The organism is Psychrobacter sp. TB55-MNA-CIBAN-0194, assembly GCF_040309505.1.
GTDB lineage: Bacteria > Pseudomonadota > Gammaproteobacteria > Pseudomonadales > Moraxellaceae > Psychrobacter > Psychrobacter fozii.
In genome coordinates, this window is sequence record NZ_JBEOOW010000012.1 from 39,478 (window position 1) to 57,225 (window position 17,748).

At 42.1% G+C, this 17,748-nt stretch carries 16 protein-coding genes; 6 read left to right on the top strand and 10 right to left on the bottom strand.

The genetic code is table 11. The features are described 5' to 3' along the window. Positions 1–24: 24 nt before the first annotated feature. From phoR to dtd, 3 genes are all read right to left on the bottom strand, one after another. A complete protein-coding gene (gene phoR, locus AAEY75_RS13235) occupies positions 25–1,116 on the bottom strand; it encodes a phosphate regulon sensor histidine kinase PhoR (RefSeq protein ID WP_227685934.1) in 1,092 nt (363 codons plus the stop codon). 62 nt (positions 1,117–1,178) lie between these two features. Continuing rightward, positions 1,179–1,883, bottom strand: a complete 705-nt coding sequence (gene phoB / locus AAEY75_RS13240) for a phosphate regulon transcriptional regulator PhoB (protein WP_194198244.1) — start codon at positions 1,881–1,883, stop codon at positions 1,179–1,181. Positions 1,884–2,029: 146 nt separating this feature from the next. Continuing rightward, on the bottom strand, positions 2,030–2,485 hold the full coding sequence (dtd, locus tag AAEY75_RS13245) for a D-aminoacyl-tRNA deacylase (protein WP_197135182.1): 456 nt from the start codon (positions 2,483–2,485) through the stop codon (positions 2,030–2,032). 112 nt (positions 2,486–2,597) lie between these two features. Here dtd and asd point away from each other — a divergent pair, with 112 nt between their 5' ends. Next, positions 2,598–3,434, top strand: coding sequence for an archaetidylserine decarboxylase (gene asd / locus AAEY75_RS13250; RefSeq protein ID WP_352259806.1), 837 nt, complete (start codon positions 2,598–2,600; stop codon positions 3,432–3,434). 162 nt (positions 3,435–3,596) lie between these two features. Here asd and AAEY75_RS13255 read toward each other — a convergent pair whose 3' ends face one another. From AAEY75_RS13255 to fadB, 6 genes are all read right to left on the bottom strand, one after another. Beyond that, the gene (locus AAEY75_RS13255) at positions 3,597–4,202 is read right to left on the bottom strand and encodes a DUF1287 domain-containing protein (RefSeq protein ID WP_352259807.1); all 606 of its coding nucleotides are present in this window, start codon (positions 4,200–4,202) and stop codon (positions 3,597–3,599) included. Between the two features lie 95 nt (positions 4,203–4,297). Next, positions 4,298–4,927, bottom strand: a complete 630-nt coding sequence (locus AAEY75_RS13260; protein WP_352259808.1) for an HD domain-containing protein — start codon at positions 4,925–4,927, stop codon at positions 4,298–4,300. 237 nt (positions 4,928–5,164) lie between these two features. Further along, positions 5,165–5,740: an isochorismatase family protein gene (locus AAEY75_RS13265; RefSeq protein WP_110924173.1), complete on the bottom strand. Its 576-nt coding sequence runs from the start codon at positions 5,738–5,740 to the stop codon at positions 5,165–5,167. A 173-nt stretch (positions 5,741–5,913) separates the two neighbouring features. Next, positions 5,914–6,054 (bottom strand): hypothetical protein, encoded by a 141-nt coding sequence (locus tag AAEY75_RS13270; protein WP_341610608.1) that lies wholly within the window; start codon positions 6,052–6,054, stop codon positions 5,914–5,916. A gap of 221 nt (positions 6,055–6,275) precedes the next feature. Beyond that, on the bottom strand, positions 6,276–7,448 hold the full coding sequence (gene fadA, locus AAEY75_RS13275; RefSeq protein WP_352259809.1) for an acetyl-CoA C-acyltransferase FadA: 1,173 nt from the start codon (positions 7,446–7,448) through the stop codon (positions 6,276–6,278). Between the two features lie 226 nt (positions 7,449–7,674). After that, the gene (fadB, locus tag AAEY75_RS13280) at positions 7,675–9,834 is read right to left on the bottom strand and encodes a fatty acid oxidation complex subunit alpha FadB (protein WP_352259810.1); all 2,160 of its coding nucleotides are present in this window, start codon (positions 9,832–9,834) and stop codon (positions 7,675–7,677) included. Between the two features lie 811 nt (positions 9,835–10,645). Between fadB and AAEY75_RS13285 the strand changes: the two genes are divergently transcribed. The 5 genes from AAEY75_RS13285 to AAEY75_RS13305 all read left to right on the top strand — a co-directional run bounded on the left by AAEY75_RS13285 (position 10,646) and on the right by AAEY75_RS13305 (position 16,493). Then, on the top strand, positions 10,646–11,758 hold the full coding sequence (locus AAEY75_RS13285) for a polyprenyl synthetase family protein (protein ID WP_352259811.1): 1,113 nt from the start codon (positions 10,646–10,648) through the stop codon (positions 11,756–11,758). Between the two features lie 70 nt (positions 11,759–11,828). Then, entirely contained in the window at positions 11,829–12,647 is an 819-nt protein-coding gene (locus AAEY75_RS13290) for a DUF72 domain-containing protein (RefSeq protein ID WP_352259812.1), read from the top strand. Positions 12,648–12,742: 95 nt separating this feature from the next. Further along, complete coding sequence (locus AAEY75_RS13295; protein WP_352259813.1) at positions 12,743–13,915, top strand: metal-dependent hydrolase; 1,173 nt, start codon at positions 12,743–12,745, stop codon at positions 13,913–13,915. 98 nt (positions 13,916–14,013) lie between these two features. Further along, a complete protein-coding gene (locus tag AAEY75_RS13300) occupies positions 14,014–15,516 on the top strand; it encodes a caspase family protein (protein WP_352259814.1) in 1,503 nt (500 codons plus the stop codon). A gap of 236 nt (positions 15,517–15,752) precedes the next feature. After that, complete coding sequence (locus tag AAEY75_RS13305; protein ID WP_352259815.1) at positions 15,753–16,493, top strand: SDR family oxidoreductase; 741 nt, start codon at positions 15,753–15,755, stop codon at positions 16,491–16,493. Positions 16,494–16,604: 111 nt separating this feature from the next. On the opposite strand, the gene sodB is transcribed toward AAEY75_RS13305, so the two are convergent. Beyond that, entirely contained in the window at positions 16,605–17,234 is a 630-nt protein-coding gene (gene sodB, locus AAEY75_RS13310) for a superoxide dismutase SodB (RefSeq protein ID WP_198327407.1), read from the bottom strand. Positions 17,235–17,748 lie beyond the last annotated feature (514 nt).

Below are 17,748 nucleotides of genomic sequence, written 5' to 3' on the forward strand. Positions count from 1 at the left end.
TATAAGTCAGTAATATTTCTGGTCTTAACTCGTCGGAGCAGATCGAACGTAAGCTGTTGGAAATACCATGCTAAATGTGGAGCCAACCCCTTCTACCGAATCAATTTGCAAGTTGGCCTCATGTTGATACAAGACATGTTTTACAATCGCTAAGCCCAAACCCGTACCACCTGTGGCACGACTACGGCCTTTGTCAATGCGATAAAAACGCTCCGTCAAACGTGCGATATGCTGCGGTGCAATGCCAATACCATTGTCCTCAACAGCAAACTTGCAGCCTTCTGACGTCTTGGTCCAGCTGATAGATATGTTGCCACCTTTTGGGGTATATTTAATGGCATTGATCACCAAGTTGGACAACGCGCTATTTAGGTACATCTCTGAGCCTTGCAGCCCGTCATAAGTATCTATCTGCAAATGAATGGTATGACCATACGATTGGTTATATGCTTGCGCATCATCATAGACATGAGTCAGCAGCTTGGTCATATCAATATATGTCAGCTCATGAGCTTCTTCGATTTCAATACGAGATAACAGGAGCAAGTCATTCACAATTCTATTCATGCGAGCCGTCTGCTGAGTCATTAACTCAAAACCACGACGCCAATGCGGCGGCATATCTGGCTGATGTGAGAAGTTTTCTAAATACCCCATCATGACGGTCAGTGGCGTACGCAATTCATGCGAGACATTCCCGACAAAATCACGGCGCATCTCTTCCAAGTTATGCAATCGTGTCACGTCGTAAATAATGAGCAGCTTTTCATCACCGAAAGGTGTAATTTCACACTTTAGATAGCGCTTAGCATCTCGCCATGATTCTATATGAACACCATCATTAGGTGTCGTGATCGACTGATAATATTGACGGAATTCGGGGGCGCTGATGAAGTCAAAAATGCTTTGGCCTTTATCCATTACTTGCAATAATAGCAAATCCTCTGCCGCTTGATTCCACCACTCTAAACCATCATCGTCATTGAGTAAAATCACCGCATCTCGTAGCGCTTGTACGGCGCTGCTGATTTTTTTAAGTTGACCCGTTGCATTTTGCTCAGAGGTTGGCTCTAATGTGCCCTGTTGATTATTTTCTATTGGCATAGTATTGCTCATCTATTGTCCTTACCACTATTCGCTATATTGAGTCACGATTGCCAAGGCACTTTTATTATCAATTAATTGGGTTCAATAAAGCTAGAAAACCGATAGCCTGTACCACGAACTGTCTGTATCAACTTATCACAGTCATGTGGGCGTAGTAAGGTGCGCAAACGCTTGATATGTACATCAATGGTTCTATCCTCAATATAGACGTTGCCACCCCATACCTGATCTAGCAGTTGTGTCCGCGTATAGGCACGCTCTGGGTGACTCATAAAGAACGCTAATAATCGATACTCAGTGGGGCCAACCTCGATGACTTTGCCTGTGGCTGTCACACGCTGACTCTTTGTATCTAGGCTCAGACTGCCTATTTCGATAGGCTTATCACTACTGAGTGCACTACTACGGCGTAACACTGCTTTGATTCTTGATATCAATTCGCGTGTCGAAAAAGGCTTGGTCATATAGTCATCAGCACCCGCATCAAGGCCGTGAACTTTGCTATCTTCTTCCCCTTTGGCCGTCAGCATAATGACTGGTATCTCAGAGAGCATCTCATCGTTTTTGAGCATTCGGCAAAAATCCACGCCGCTTTTATCTCCGGGCAGCATCCAATCTAACAAAATAAGCGCTGGCCTATGATCGACGACTTGCTGATGCGCCTCTGATACATCAGCTGCCTGCAAGCTATCAAACCCAGCCATTTCTAGTGTCATTACGATCATCTCACGAATCGCAGGTTCATCTTCAACAATCAAAATTTGCTCACTATACATACGGTATTCTCAGCGTTAGATGACGAAACTCAACTTATAAACAAGGCGATAGGCGCTCGCTATATTTTATCTATTAAACGGATTAATTATGACAGCTTAATGACATTTGTTTGAAATGCCTTATCTCTAATATTGAATCCGATTGTTTACTTTACCTCTAATAAAAAATTCAGCGGCCCGTCATTGATGCTCGATACCTGCATATCAGCGCCAAACTGTCCAGTGGCCACATTCATATGTTGAGTTTTGGCATAATCAACCAATTGTGCGAACAACGCCTGTGCCATATCGGGTGCCATTGCACCACCAAAGTCAGGGCGACGACCTTTATCAGTTTTTGCCATCAAAGTGAACTGTGATACTAATAGCAATCCACCGGCTACTTGCTGGACGTTTTTATCTAATTTACCATATTTGGCAGGGTCATCATCATTTTCAAAGATGCGATAAGTCAGAATTTTATCGACCATTCTCTGCGCGCTGTGTAGCGTATCATCATGACCTAAGCCAATATATGCCAACACACCTTGCTCGATGGTACCGACACAATGTTCATCGATGGTAACACTCGCACCCTTCACTCGTTGTATAAGTGCTTTCATTTACTGACTCCTTACAGATTATGCTCATACAATAACATGCTGTCCATGATAAAATGCTGCCACTAACTTGCCCATTAATTATTACATCAAACTCTATTTTGGTAACCTCATTATGAATTTATTCACCACCTTGCAACAGCTTGTCCCGCAGCAGCAGCTAAGTAAAGTTGCAGGCCGTCTAGCCGCAAGTCGCCACCCTTACGTCAAACGTACTTTTATCCGTAGTTTTGCTAAGGCTTACAATGTTAGCTTGGACGAATATGAGCGCCAAAGTCTCAATGCTTATGAAAGCTTCAATGATTTTTTCACTCGTGAACTAAAAGACGATGCTCGCCCTATCGATACCACTGCTGACGGCATCGTCAGCCCTGCGGATGGTATTATCTCTCAACTCGGTCAGATTGACGACCACAAATTACTCCAAGCTAAAGGCCGCTACTACGATGTCGGGCAGCTACTTGCTAATAGCGAAGATGGCCATTATTTTGCTGATGGTAGCTTTGCGACGGTTTATCTAGCACCAAGTAACTATCATCGTGTCCATATGCCATTCGCGGGAACTTTGACTAAGACCCGTTACATACCTGGCACGCTGTTTTCAGTCAACACGACCACTGCAGCTAACATACCTGATTTGTTTGCACGCAATGAGCGTTTGGTTTGTATGTTTGATACTAAGTATGGCAAAGCAGCCGTGGTGATGGTCGGAGCGATGATTGTCGCTGGTATCGAGACGGTAGCGACAGGTAAGATTTCGCGTACTGATGATATCCAAGGAGCCAACCATGACATGAGCTTTGAGAAAGGCGATGAGCTGGGCCGTTTTTACTTAGGCTCAACCGCCATTGTCGTACTACCAAAAGCCGCAAAAGCTGCTTGGCAAGACAGTATGAAGGCCAATAGTGTTGTACAAATGGGACAATTATTGGGCAGTGCCGACACCAAATAAATGTAATACTGACTCACAAAACAAGAGCCGCGAAAAATAAAAGCCCCGTTAAGCGTTATGATTTACGCTTAACGGGGCTTTTTATTGATTACTTTTTACTAATTATTAAAAGTAACGACTCATAACTAAGGCGCTTCAGTATTAAAATATATTCAAAGCACTTTAATATCGAAAATGCTTATGAATAGGATAAGCAAATAGGATATTTTCCTCTTGCGTACCACTACCGATATTATGAATAATCATCGGTGTGCCATCATCAGCTACCTTGTCCGAGACAATGCCTATGTGCGGCAAATTATCTTTTGGCAAACGCCATGACACGATGTCTCCGGCTTGAAAGCTGTCCTTGTCCGTAATCGACAATGTCTGCCCATGACGCTCAAAAAACACTTCGAGATTGGGCACACGGCGGTGATCGATGTTTTTATCTGTCGATTTCAGTCCCCAATTCTTTGGATAGCTTGACCAGTTAGACTTCATGTCATGATTGACCAATTGCTGTAGATCAATGTTTTGCAGACGATACGCTCTGATGATGACATCAGTGCAGACACCACTTTCTATCGGCACATCACCACGCGGAAACTCTAATTTACGATAAGCGGGATCATAACTGGTGGTAACCCCAATTTGCTTTTTGGCATCGTGCGCCAACTTACTACCACTACTGATGGAGGTTGCGGCTTGAGCCATTTGTGCCAAGCCTAATATACTGACCAAGACCAGCGATGTACATAATGTTCTATAAGTTATAGATAATCTCATTTAACAATCTCTTTTTGGTTGAACCAATCACCAGTACTGTAGCACGTGCAAATGATAGCTAAGTTGCAAAATGTTTAAACAATCATCCTGTCCCTTTACAAATCAATCAACCACCCTTGCTGAGTCGCGTATTTGATATTTTCTGATAACCAGTCATGAATGCTAGGAAAGCTGTCTTTGATAAATGCATGCGCACCGCTCACTTGCGAGCGAGTGATACCCAGCTCAATCCATGTTTTTCCTTCGGTATTTAGATTGAGTAAAAAAGGCAATAAACGATCAATCACTTTTAGCAGTTGAGTTTCTTTGCTATCGCCTGTCTCTTGCTCTTCCCAAACTTCACTTAAATTCGCAATACCATTACCACGTTCAGCTTGTAACCGAACAATACCTTCACGCTCTTCTACGTGTGCAGTGCTACGAGTACTGGCATACAAAAACGTATCGCCCGCATCAATCTCACCCAAATCATGTACCAGCGCTAACTTCAATAACTTTTCATGATTGACATCTAACTCAAACTTCTCAGCGATGGACCAACATGCCATGGCCAAATGCCAAGAGTGCTCAGCAGAGTTTTCTAAGCGCGTGGTACCCGTCACATAGCTGCGACGATTGACACGTTTGAGCGCATCCAACTCTAATAAAAAATGGGTAACGTCATTTATATCGATATCTACAGCGCGCGTTGAATCGGCTGATAAAATAGGCTTGGTTGATGACATAGTTATCTCTATAATTTTTTAAGCAAGTTTAGAACTTTTTTCTTATTTTTCCTAATATATATCATACATTCTACTAGAGCTAAGACTGATTACAGCGGAAGTTTGCCTTTCGTTATCAATACTCATAAAAAAATAGCGCTTTATATCATAAGCGCTATTTTTTGAGACAGTCTAAAGAGAATTAAATATTTGAAACCATCATTAGCCCATTATAGTCAATCAATTCTATGACATTGGTTATTTGATCAAATTGCTAATGGTTTTGAACGCAGGGTCTTCACTGCTACGGCATAGTTCAAACAGAATGGTTTCGACCGTGGTAATCACTCCACCTGCCCGGCGAATACGGCGAATGGCTTGCTTTTTATCGTAAGGAAAGCGTGAGCCAACCGCATCTCCAATGATGACCGGTTGCATACCGTTATCGAGTAAATCGAGTGCGGTTTGCAGCACACAGACATGCGCCTCTACCCCAAACAATAAAACAATGCTGCGATTCTGCTGTGCTAGATAGTGCCATGAGTCATTGTTGTCGCAAGCGCTAAACGTGACTTTCTCAAAGCTTTTGGCATTAGTGCCTTCTAATATTTCACGTATCTCCGGCAATGTATCGCCTAGACCTTTTTTATACTGCTCATTGAGCATGATAGGAACATTCAGCGCTTGCAGACCTTTGATAAGCGTCACTGTTTTTTTGACGATATTCTCATGATCATAAATATGCGGGGTAAGACGCTCTTGCACATCAATAATCATGGCTTGCGTATTTTCGCGAGCGATTCGATAAGTACGATCGGTAATCATAGTAGACATAGCACACTCCTTGTACAACTGACGTTTATAATTCAAATCCGTTTTAGTTTTATCATTGTTGAACCAACTCTTATTTAGTCACAGTTTTATGAATGCGTCAATGGAGATAAACTTAAATAATCGCTATTTTGCTTTTGTGTGTCTAATTTGGTGCAGTTGGCATCAAGTAGAACTTACTCTTTTGGTGTGTTTCCAGAGTCTTTGCTACCTTCAGCCCATTTCCCTAAGTTATGTGCTTGGCAGCTGTATTTCGCCATTCGCGATGCAGTACTTTCACTATTACCATTATCCAATGCTTGCTGATAATTTTTCATATAAATACTGTCCGTTGGCTGACAGTTACTGCTTGTGGTAGCACATCCAGCTACTACAAGTATACCCAAAGATAATAACCCCATTCCCAATAAATTTTTCATATTCACTCTAAAAAGTTATAATAATATGATTAAAAACTAATTAATCGATTTTGATCTCAATAAAAAAAACTCTGCACGAGTGCAGAGCTTTTATTAGAATCAATTCAATAAATCAACAATTACACACGCTCAATGATAGTAGCAATACCTTGGCCAAGACCGATACACATCGTCGCTAGACCGATTTCAGTATCTGACTGCTCCATTGCGTTTAGCAAGGTAACCGTGATGCGAGCACCTGAACATCCTAGTGGATGACCTAATGCAATCGCGCCACCATTGATGTTGACGATGTCTTGCTTGTCCGTCAAGTTCAATGCTTTAAGTACTGATAATCCTTGAGCAGCAAATGCTTCGTTTAGCTCGATGGTTTGCATATCATCGATGCTCATGCCAGCACGCTTAAGTGCTTTTTGAGTCGCAGGTACAGGACCATAACCCATAATAGCAGCATCACAACCAGCCACTGCCATACTACGGATACGAGCACGAGGTTTTAGACCTAGCTCTTTGGCTTTTTGTGCGCTCATGACTAGCATCGCAGATGCACCGTCAGACAATGCAGATGAGGTTGCAGCAGTAACCGTACCACCTTTTGGATCAAACGCTGGACGTAGCTTTTGCATTTGTTCCATCGTCGCATCTGGACGAATCACTTCATCGACCGTGCATAGTTGCAGACGACCCGCAGCATCATGACCTTCGATGCCGATGATTTCATTGTCAAAACGACCTTCGGTAGTCGCAGCCCATGCACGGCGATGTGACTCAAGACCAAATGCGTCTTGCTCTTCACGAGTAATGTTATTCATACGGCCTAGCATTTCAGCAGTCAAGCCCATCATGTTTGAGGCTTTTGCGTAGTGCTTTGACGCTTCAGGGTTTAGATCAACACCATGCATCATGCCGACGTGACCCATATGCTCAACACCACCGATGATGAAAACATCACCTTGGTTGGTCATGATTTGCGCAGCAGCAGTGTGAAGCGCCTGCATAGAAGAACCACACAGACGGTTAACCGTTTGGCCACCCGCTGTCTTTGGAATACCAGCTAGCAGGCCGATGTTACGACCGATGTTTAGGCCTTGTTCTAGTGTCTGGTTGACACAACCCCAGATAATGTCTTCAACGTCGCGTGGGTCAAAGTCATTACGCTCGACCAATGCACGTACCAATTCAGCAGACATGCTATCAGCGCGAACATGGCGGAACATACCGTTTTTCGTTTTACCCATCGCTGAGCGTACGCCATCTACGATGACCACGTCTTTTGGACTTAAAATTGTCATACTATCTTCCTTTTCAATTTTTATTGTCAGTGTAGTCAGCTCAATTTACTACTATAAACTCGTCAATCTCGCTTAAAGTACAATAGGTACATTTGCGCTCGATTTCATTGTACTAGTATTAAATTGCACCAACTATAATCGTACGTTCACGAGACGATTCATGTCTCAATTGCTTTCATGCAAAAATAGCAAACGTACGGCACTTCATCCTAGTAGTGACTGCCTATTACGCTGTTGCGTAAAAGGTCTCGCCCGCTGCTGCCATGTCGCGAATCTTTTGCGGGGCTTCATAAGCTTTGCCAAGATATGCATATTTTTCACACAGTGCCAAATAATTCTCTAGACCCATTTGGTCGACATAACGGCAAGGGCCACCGCGGAATGGCGGGAAACCTACGCCCATAATCATCGCCATGTCAGCTTCAGCAGGCGTGCTCACGATGTTGTCTTCTAAGCAACGTACTGTTTCATTACAGAATGCAATCATGGTGCGATCAATGATGGCTTGATCGTCAAATTCTTGCTTTTCGCTATCTGTGGTGGTTTTTAGCAGCTCATAAGTGGCTTCGTCAGCAACTTTCTTTGGCTTGCCGCGTTTGTCCATTTCATACTTATAGAAACCAACACCATTTTTCTGACCTAGGCGTTTGTTTTCATATAAAAGCTCAATAGCACCTTTATAATCAGGCTTCATGCGATCAGGGAAACCTTCTGCCATGACTTCTGCGCCATGAACACCAGTATCTAGACCGACGACGTCGATTAGATAAGCAGGACCCATTGGCCAGCCGAATTTTTCCATGACTTTATCGACATGAGCAAAGTCAGCACCTTGCTTAAGTAGCAAGTCAAATGCGCCAAAGTATGGGAACAGAACACGGTTAACTAAGAAACCTGGACAGTCATTCACAACTACTGGCACTTTACCCATTTTAGACGCTAGTGCAACGGTGGTCGCAACCGCTTCTTCAGATGATTTCTCACCGCGGATAACTTCAACCAATGGCATACGATGTACTGGGTTGAAGAAATGCATACCAACGAAGTTTTCTGGACGCTCAAGCGCTTCTGCTAGGAACGTAATAGAGATGGTTGAGGTATTTGACGCTAGGATACAATCGTCTTTTACCAAGCCTTCGACTTCTTTTAGTACCGCACGCTTCACGTTTGGATTTTCGACTACCGCTTCGATAACAATGTCAGTTTCAGCAAAATCGCCGTAGTTAAGCGTTGGACGGATACGGCTTAACGTTTCACCCATTTTTGCTGGGGTCATTTTGCCGCGATCGACCATTTTACCAAGTAACTTGCTGGCTTCGCCCATACCAAGATCTAATTGCTCAGACTTGATATCTTTCATGATGATTGGCAAGCCTTTGCTGGCTGCTTGATAGGCAATACCGCCACCCATGATACCAGCGCCTAGTACGGCTGCTTCATTGATTTCATGTGCTTTTTTGCTGTGCTGTTTTGCCAGTTTTTTGACTAGCTGATCGTTTAAGAACAGACCTACCAAGCTTTCTGCTTGTGGGGTTTTAGCCGCTTTTGCAAAACCAGCTGCTTCTACTTCGATTGCTTTGTCACGTGGTAAATTCACGTGCTTCTCAATCGCTGCGATCGCTAGCGCTGGTGCTGGGTACTGCTTAGGATTTGCTTTAGCAAAGATCATACCTTTGGCACTGTTGAATGCCATGGCTTGCTCAAGCTGATTTAGCTTAACAGGAACCAGTTTTTCTTCACGTTTTGCTTTCCAATCAAGCTCACCTGAGATACATTTTTTGACCAAGTCAATCGCTGCATCTTGCAAGTCGTCGGCAGGGACCGTCGCATCAACCAAGCCTAGCTTTAATGCTGCCAATGCTTTTTTAGGAGCGCCAGTCGCGATAAGCTCAAGTGCATTATCGATACCGATAATACGCGTACTACGAACCGTACCACCAAAACCTGGGAAGATACCCAATTGAGTTTCTGGTAGACCGATAATCGCTTTGTCGCTCATGACACGGTATTCACACACCAAGGTCATTTCACAACCACCGCCCATGGCAGCACCATTAATAGCAGCTACTTTTGGAAACGGTAAATCTTCAAAACGATTGAAAGCGTCATTGACATGAACGACCCAGTCTTTGATCTCACTTTCCGACTTCTTAAAAGAACCAACGAATTCTGTGATGTCAGCACCAGCGATAAACACGCCTTTGGCTGAAGTAACGATAAGACCTTTTACGTCGTCCGCTTTTTCTAGCGCGCTAACCGCTTCACCAAACTGCTTATTGGTCTCAGCATCAAATTTGTTCACGCTCTCATTTTCGGCGTTGTACTGCATATTGGCGATGCCATCCTCTAGCATTGTCACCGTGATGCGATTTCCTTGGTATACCATGTGGAACTCCTTTCTATTGTAATAAAAACGATGTAATAAAATTTATGACTTATAAAGTTTATAACTTATAAAGCTACTTTTTAGACTGTAAAAAATAGCCGGTTATTGTTAGTAAAGTAAGTAATAGCACTAATTGACCTGTACTCTCATCATGACAAACAAAAATAACGTCATCATGACAAAAAGCATGGCAGATTAATCAGTGAAGATGTCTTTATTATCTAGCGCTTATCATTATGTATTTATGGCTATGTGCTCATTATTGTTTCTTTAACACAAATAAATACGGCGCTTCATTTATATAATTTCTTTCAAGGTAATGCTGTTGCAAGTGTTGGTGTTATAAATACTGACTGATATTTGGTTTTATATGAGTTATCCACTTAGTTTAGATTCCGGTATAAAACCCATGTTTTCATCATCAGACTATCTCTACGCCAATTAGTGTAGGGGATTATGACCCTCACTGTCACAAGCTAATACCATACTCGCAAGTCACTCTTAAGTCGATAGTAACCCTTTACCTAGTGACAAACGTGCTTTAAGTGAGTAAATGTACACTGAAATTTATACTGTGAGTGAACTTATTGGTACTTGTCGCTCACTCCTGACCATCTTTCACTCTTATAACAACACATTCACCTTTGAAGTTAAATCGCCTATACGTAACGAGGACTTGTTGCATTATTTCCAAACTTTCAATATTAAAACGTAAAAAAATGGGCATTAATCAGACCCACAACATAAGCACTATAATCGTTCATGCTACACTAACGATAATTTTATTACTCTTCTAATAAATGGTTGGATTATGACTGTTTCTTCTACGCCAAGCGTTATGCCTACTAGCTTTAAGTCTTTTAATTTCTCTGATAACAGCACCGATAGCAATGCCGATAACAGCACCCAGCAATTCCATAGTGCTGTGCGTGCCCAATTGGCGCAAGACATCGATGTGCTGTTTGCTTATGCCGATCTACCAAGCCCATTGTTGGATGCCTGCCGTTATGTGATGACTGGCCAAGGTAAATTGGTACGTCCACTGCTGGTCGCCAGTGCTTTCGCCAACGTGAATGATCACAGTGATAAGAATATTGATAATAAGTTTGATAAAGATACTGTAGTCAGCGATGACTTAACATCACTATTAGAAAACGACTCAGATTATGATATGGCGCGCCGTGCAGCGTTGGCAGTAGAGCTACTGCATACCTATTCGTTGGTACATGATGACTTACCGTGTATGGACGATGATGACCTGCGCCGTGGTCAGCCGACGGCTCATATCGTCTTTGATGAAGCGACAGCGCTGCTAGCAGGGGATGTGCTACAAACGCTCGCCTTTGAAGTATTGACCGCAGAGCTGCCTACCTTTACGCCTTATGACTCAAATATTGCAAGCCAACTGCTCGCTATATTTGCGCCACGTGCCAGACGTATGGTCTCCGGTCAAATGCTGGATCTCAATGCAGAAGCCAGTGACAGCATCACACAAAGCGATTTGGAAGCCATTCACCGTGACAAAACGGGTGCATTGATTGAAGCGGCCATGCTCATGGGCGGCATCTGTGCTGGAGCAACCGCTCCGCAGCGCATGGCACTACAAGAATGTGCTCAGCATATTGGTCTAGCCTTTCAAGTTCAGGACGATATTTTAGATGTGACCACCTCTACCGATACTCTTGGCAAGCCTGCCGGCAGCGATGAAAAACTGGATAAATCTACTTACGTAAAATTCATGGGTGTGGATCAGGCGACCGACTATGCACAATCGCTGTTTAATGATGGGCGTGCAGCCATCATTCGCGAAATGAGTAATGGTAATTTGAGCAGTCATGAGCAAACAAGTAGCACCGACAACATTGACACAGAAAATGACGCGCTATTGGCACTGATTGAGTGGCTATGGTCGCGTAAGAAATAGTGTAGCGAACAGCCACTGAGTAAAAACAGATCAGCAAATTTTATTACCCAAACGGCAGTGAGTGGTCAACATGGACAGTAACCCTACCCCGCGTATTTATCTTGGCACTGGTGGCTATAGCGATACCGATTTGCTCGGCACGCTGTATCCTACTGGCACAAAAAAGACAGATTTCTTACGTGAGTATGCCAAGCAATACGGTGCGGTGGAGATTAACAGCAGCTTTTACGCACCCATTGGACAAAAAGCGTTCGCGGGTATGGTCAATAAAGCCTACGTGCAAGCCGACAGTCAGTTGAAGTTTGCCGTCAAACTGCATCAAGACTTTACTCATGCACGCAAAGGCACTGCCGAACACGCACAAGCATTTCTAAACGCCTTATCTCCACTTATCGAAGCAAATGCTCTAGCGCCATTATTACTCCAGTTCCCACACGGCTTTGATCGTACTCGCGAGCATCGTCTCTATCTAGCAGAGCTTGTCAGTTGGTTTCAAGACTACCCACTCACCATTGAGTTTCGTCATAACGCTTGGCACACACCGCAAGTGGTCGATAGCTTTCGGCAGCAAGGTCTCATTTGGTGTAGCGTTGATTACCCAAAGGTGAATGGCCTGCCACCGTCACGATTGATATTTACCGAACGCACTGGCTATCTGCGTATGCATGGTAATAATCTAAATTGGTGGGAAGCGATGAGTGCGGCTGATCGTCATGATTATCACTATAGCGAAGCAGAGATGCAGGACTGGGCGCAAGCGATTGCCAATCAGCGTCAGCATTTCGATACGTTATATATCTTCTTTCAAAACACCACTAAAGCACATGCCTATTATAATATTGCGATGTTACGTGAGGCATTATCCGCTCACCATTTTGAGATTTTTTAAACCAAAAACTGTCTAATTTGATAGTAAGTCATTACTCACACTCAAATAAGAAAGCAAATAAGCAAGCAAATGAAAAACCACACAAGTAGATAACCATGGATTCACTCAGTCAGATTGTTTTAGGCGCTAGTGTACAAGGTGCGGTACTGGGTAAATACCAAGGACGCAAAGCCTATCTATACGGGGCCATGCTGGGAACCTTGCCCGATTTGGATGTCTTAATACATTATCCTGATCCCATCAGCAATATGACGTATCACCGTGGTTTTAGTCATTCGCTAATTGTCTTGACGGCAGTCGGCATCGTAGGCGCATTGGCAATTAGCCGCTATCATGCATGGCGCAACTTACCACTACCTTACTCCACTGCGCGCTTGGCAACGGCCATGACGCTGGCGCTCACGACCCATCCACTTTTAGACAGCTTTACGGTCTATGGCACGCAATTACTGTGGCCGCTACAAGAGTCTTTATCGCTGACGCCTTTTAGCATTGCCTCGATGTTTATCATCGATCCACTATATACGTTGCCACTGCTCATCGCCATGATTGTAGGGCTGATAAAAGGCAGCAAGCTTGGTATTTTTAAAACTGGTGTATTAGTCCACTGTCAACGGTTTGCCATTTGGATGTTGGTTATCAGTAGTGGTTATTTGATGCTGTCATTAGGGCTAAAATATCACGCGCAAGACAAAGCTGAGCAAACGTTAGCAGCTGCCAAAATAGGCAATATAGCCCGTATTAAAACCATGCCTGTCCTACCTACTATCCTGATGTGGCGTACGGTCGCTGAAGACGATCAAAACAGATTGGTTGAAATACGCGGTAGCGTTTTAGACAGTCGCTTGCCTGAGTATCGCTATCTGACGCAGTATGATAACTCGCAGACACTACGGGCAAACCTACCAAAAGCGAGCCAGCCCTATGCACACAGGCTGGATTGGTTCTCTGGTGATTGGACAGGCTACCGAACTCAAACAATGCTTGATGACGCTGTTGAACCTCACAAACAAGACGTCCAGTTGGTCGTTGATGACCTACGCATGATGGCAGGCGACACGGCATTCTTTAGTTTTGTATTGGCCAATAAAACAGCACAAGGGTCACCATGGCAATCTATTACACCTATAGACGCGCCTATTGTCAAAGTTGACGGCGAACCTGAAGTATCGCGTATTGAATTGGTGAAACAAGGATTTGTGAGAGTGTTTGATGAGTCGGTTGTGGATAAAGATGGTGGCTGGATTTTGGTTGAGCATCATGATTGAGTAAGAATCAAACCTAATTTTTAAATTTAAAAATATAAAACCTTAGCAACTAATTAAGTATAATATGAAAATATCCAAACAAATAACGAGTAAGATCTATGAAATTAGCAGTAATAATAGGTGTAAGTGAATATCAGCACTGTGAATCGTTAGCTGCTTGCAATAATGACATTGAACTAATAAAAAATATTTTTGAAAAACTAGATAAATTTGACGATATTTGTGTGATAGATCAATCCCCAAAAGCATTTGAAGCAAAAGCTAAATTAACAGAATTTATAAACAAGTATAAAAATAATGAAATTGAAGAATTTGTTTTCTACTATACAGGTCATGGGGCTAGATATGACGATGACTTCTTCTATGTTTTTTCTGATTTTAAGGAAAAAAACAAAGAAGCGACAAGTCTAAGAAATACAGAGCTAGACGGTCTCATAAGGAACCTGAATCCTGAGCTCACGGTTAAGATTGTAGATGCCTGTTATTCTGGTTCTACTTATGTGAAGTCTGATTCTGATATAGAACCATTTTTAGAAAAGTCAGCAAAAGACAAAGGGCTAAAAAAATTATACTTCTTTCATTCATCGAACTCTAATGAAACATCGCTTGCTTTGCATTCTTATAGTTGTTTTACATACAGCTTCTGTAAATCGATAACAAAAAGAGAAGGTACAATTAGATATAGCGATATTATGTCCTCCGTTGCTGATGATATGGGTTCAACAGGATATCCAAAGCCAACCTTTATTGTACAAGCTGATTACGTTGAAAATTTTGGTAAAATTGGACTTGAATTAATTTCTTATGTTAAGAAAATGCTAGGAATTTCAGATACATTTGAAAACGATAGCTTTCAACCAGTCAAAAACGATAATGCTGATAATTCTTTGTTATCTTTAATCAATCAAAAAAGCTACGAAGAGTATTGTACCTACGAAGAAGCTTCATCTAATCTCGAAATTATTAGAGATAACCTTAAAAATGAGTTTTGGTCAAAGGATATTAATACATTATTTGAAGTTGAACAGACAGAAATCGAAAACACGCGTGATATACCTAATTCTGTTGAAATAGGTATATGGATTAATAAACAGAATAACAATAGTTTTTTTACTAAACCATTATATGAAACTAGAAAATATTTTAAAGATGAATATGTGGAAAAGCCAAAAAAACCATCTGCAAATAGAGGTGTCTTTGCAACTATTTCACATAACTTATCAGCTTTTGGTTTAGATGATACAGATTACCAACTGGAAAAAGTTGAAAAGAATCAACAAGTAATTAGTGGTTTTAAATATACCGAAGAATCCCCATTTCGGGCTTTGAAACTATTATTCGTACCGAAGAACCTAGCGATAGAAAACTATTGTGTAACTTTAGTTGTGCTGTTTTCTAGAAAATCATTAGCTATATTCAACTCTAAAGAATGCTTACCATACAAAGGCTTTGAAGACATTACTGATCCAGAGTGTAAAAATTGGAAAGTTGAATTACTAATGCTCAAAGATGTAGATTCTATAGTGAAACATGTGGATACTCTAATTTCGAATATGTCGACATATGTCATAGAAGACATCACTAGAAAATTAAATGACTAAACCAAAAAAGGACATCTCACCGTGTCCTTTTCTTATCCAAACCCTCAGCAACTTAAAACTTTTATCTTTCAAACCTGCAGAAACCCAGCTCATACATTTATCTAAAAATAAGCCTACAGAACCGCTCTACTCATTGTCTTTGCACACTGGTAACGTCTATATTGTTAGTAAAAATTATCAGTCAAAGCACCATATAGGTGTGCTGATATTCACCTACAATAATAGAGAGAATAATAATGACAACACTAAAAAATAAAGTAGCGATTGTAACCGGTTCATCAAAAGGAATCGGTGCACAGATAGCCATATTGCTAGCATCAGCAGGGGCCAAAACAATTATTAACTATGCAAACGATGACGCAGCAGCCAGTGATATCGTAAGCCAAATAAAATCGGCAGGTGGTGAAGCTATCGCTGTGCAAGCCGATGTCAGTAATGCCAAGCAAGTCGAAGCGATGTTTGATGCCACCATCGATGCGTTTGGCAAGCCAGATATCTTGGTAAACAGCGCAGGCATAATGATCAATAAACCCATTGCCGATACCACAGACGAAGACTTTGACCGCATATTTGCTATCAATGTAAAAGGCACGTTTAATACATTGCGTGAGGCGGCGACTAAACTTAATGACGGCGGCCGTGTTGTAAACCTCTCAAGTACGACTACTCGTATGCTACTACCTAGTTATGGTACTTATTGCGCGACTAAAGGCGCAGTAGAGCAGCTGACTAGAGTCTTTTCTAAAGAAGTTGGGGCACGCAATATCACCGTCAATGCCGTATCGCCTGGACCAACAGATACCGAATTGTTCAATCAAGGTAAAACAGACGAAGCGGTTGAAAAACTCGCCAGCATGTCAGCTTTTAACCGTATTGGTGAACCAATTGACATCGCCCGTGTCGTATCATTTTTGGTAAGTGAAGAAGCGGCTTGGGTCACTGGACAAAATATCGGTGCAAACGGCGGTGTCGCTTAATAGCGTTATTGTATTGACGGTATGTATATTAATACCTAAAACAAAACGACCAAACAAAAAAAGGACACCTCGCGGTGTCCTTTTTTCAATCAAATACTTAGCTATTGAATATTATTCTTCAACGCCAGCGTCTTGACCTTTATATTTTGCATTTGCGTAGTCCCAGTTCACTAGCTTGTCTAGAAACGTATCTACGTAGTCAGGACGACGGTTACGATAGTCGATATAGTACGCATGTTCCCATACATCACAAGTCAATACAGCGATTTGGTCATGTGCAAGTGGGGTATCAGCGTTAGCAGTTTTAGCGATAGACAGTTTGCCACCGACTTTATCAGCGACTAACCATGCCCAACCTGAACCGAATTGAGTCAATGCTGCGTTTTTGAACTCTTCACGGAACTTGTCATAGCTACCGAAGTCTTCTTCGATTTTAGCTTTTAGATCGCCAGTAGGTTCGCCGCCGCCGTTTGTTGGCGTCATGCAGTTCCAGTAGAACGTGTGGTTCCATACTTGGGCTGCTTGATTGAACATACCTTGTTTGCTGTCATCCTTAGCAGTCGCTAGGATGATTTCTGGCAACGTTTTGTCTTCTAGACCAGAACCTGGTAGCAAATCGTTAAGCTTGGTCACGTATGCATTATGATGCTTGTCGTGATGATACTCTAGCGTCTCGGCACTGATATGTGGCTCTAGTGCGTCTTTTGCATATGGTAGTTCTGGCAATGTAATGTTTGACATAGTTATTTTATCCTTGCTGTTTAGCCGTTAGTTTATAAAACTTACTATAGAAACTGAATCTTACGCTATTTTTACACCGTAAAAAACACTATAAAATAGCGGACTAAATTGGCTGAGTTTATTGTTTGAAATGAATGGTATTGCTTGATACACGGTACTGCTCAATACAATATCACGTATTATTATGAATCCAAAATGAACCTAGCGGTTACTACCTGCTATTATTCTTTGCTTAAAAGCCAAGTGTTTGACTTCATAAGCATTTATTAATTAAATATTCAAAAGTTACAGGATATAACTCGCTGTAGCTTGGTTTGCATTATAGCAACAATGACCAAAAGTATCAGTTACCAAATGTTATAGACCGTACAATCAGTATAGCCATTGGCTATGTATTAGCGGATTGTGCAGCCTATTTCAAAAAGATAAATGACAAGTCAAATATGACTGGTAAATACGTTTATATCAACAGTAAAAGAATGCCAAAAGACAAAAACCAGATTAACCAGACTCT

Bases quoted from the DNA above. Each gene is read 5' to 3' on its own strand.
- AAEY75_RS13305 (WP_352259815.1), top strand. From the start codon at position 15,753: ATGACAACACTAAAAAATAAAGTAGCGATTGTAACCGGTTCATCAAAA.
- AAEY75_RS13295 (WP_352259813.1), top strand. From the start codon at position 12,743: ATGGATTCACTCAGTCAGATTGTTTTAGGCGCTAGTGTACAAGGTGCG.
- dtd (WP_197135182.1), bottom strand. From the start codon at position 2,485: ATGAAAGCACTTATACAACGAGTGAAGGGTGCGAGTGTTACCATCGAT.
- AAEY75_RS13285 (WP_352259811.1), top strand. From the start codon at position 10,646: ATGACTGTTTCTTCTACGCCAAGCGTTATGCCTACTAGCTTTAAGTCT.
- AAEY75_RS13290 (WP_352259812.1), top strand. From the start codon at position 11,829: ATGGACAGTAACCCTACCCCGCGTATTTATCTTGGCACTGGTGGCTAT.
- AAEY75_RS13255 (WP_352259807.1), bottom strand. From the start codon at position 4,202: ATGAGATTATCTATAACTTATAGAACATTATGTACATCGCTGGTCTTG.
- AAEY75_RS13265 (WP_110924173.1), bottom strand. From the start codon at position 5,740: ATGTCTACTATGATTACCGATCGTACTTATCGAATCGCTCGCGAAAAT.
- AAEY75_RS13300 (WP_352259814.1), top strand. From the start codon at position 14,014: ATGAAATTAGCAGTAATAATAGGTGTAAGTGAATATCAGCACTGTGAA.
- phoR (WP_227685934.1), bottom strand. From the start codon at position 1,116: ATGAGCAATACTATGCCAATAGAAAATAATCAACAGGGCACATTAGAG.
- sodB (WP_198327407.1), bottom strand. From the start codon at position 17,234: ATGTCAAACATTACATTGCCAGAACTACCATATGCAAAAGACGCACTA.
- AAEY75_RS13270 (WP_341610608.1), bottom strand. From the start codon at position 6,054: ATGAAAAATTATCAGCAAGCATTGGATAATGGTAATAGTGAAAGTACT.
- asd (WP_352259806.1), top strand. From the start codon at position 2,598: ATGAATTTATTCACCACCTTGCAACAGCTTGTCCCGCAGCAGCAGCTA.
- fadB (WP_352259810.1), bottom strand. From the start codon at position 9,834: ATGGTATACCAAGGAAATCGCATCACGGTGACAATGCTAGAGGATGGC.
- fadA (WP_352259809.1), bottom strand. From the start codon at position 7,448: ATGACAATTTTAAGTCCAAAAGACGTGGTCATCGTAGATGGCGTACGC.
- AAEY75_RS13260 (WP_352259808.1), bottom strand. From the start codon at position 4,927: ATGTCATCAACCAAGCCTATTTTATCAGCCGATTCAACGCGCGCTGTA.
- phoB (WP_194198244.1), bottom strand. From the start codon at position 1,883: ATGTATAGTGAGCAAATTTTGATTGTTGAAGATGAACCTGCGATTCGT.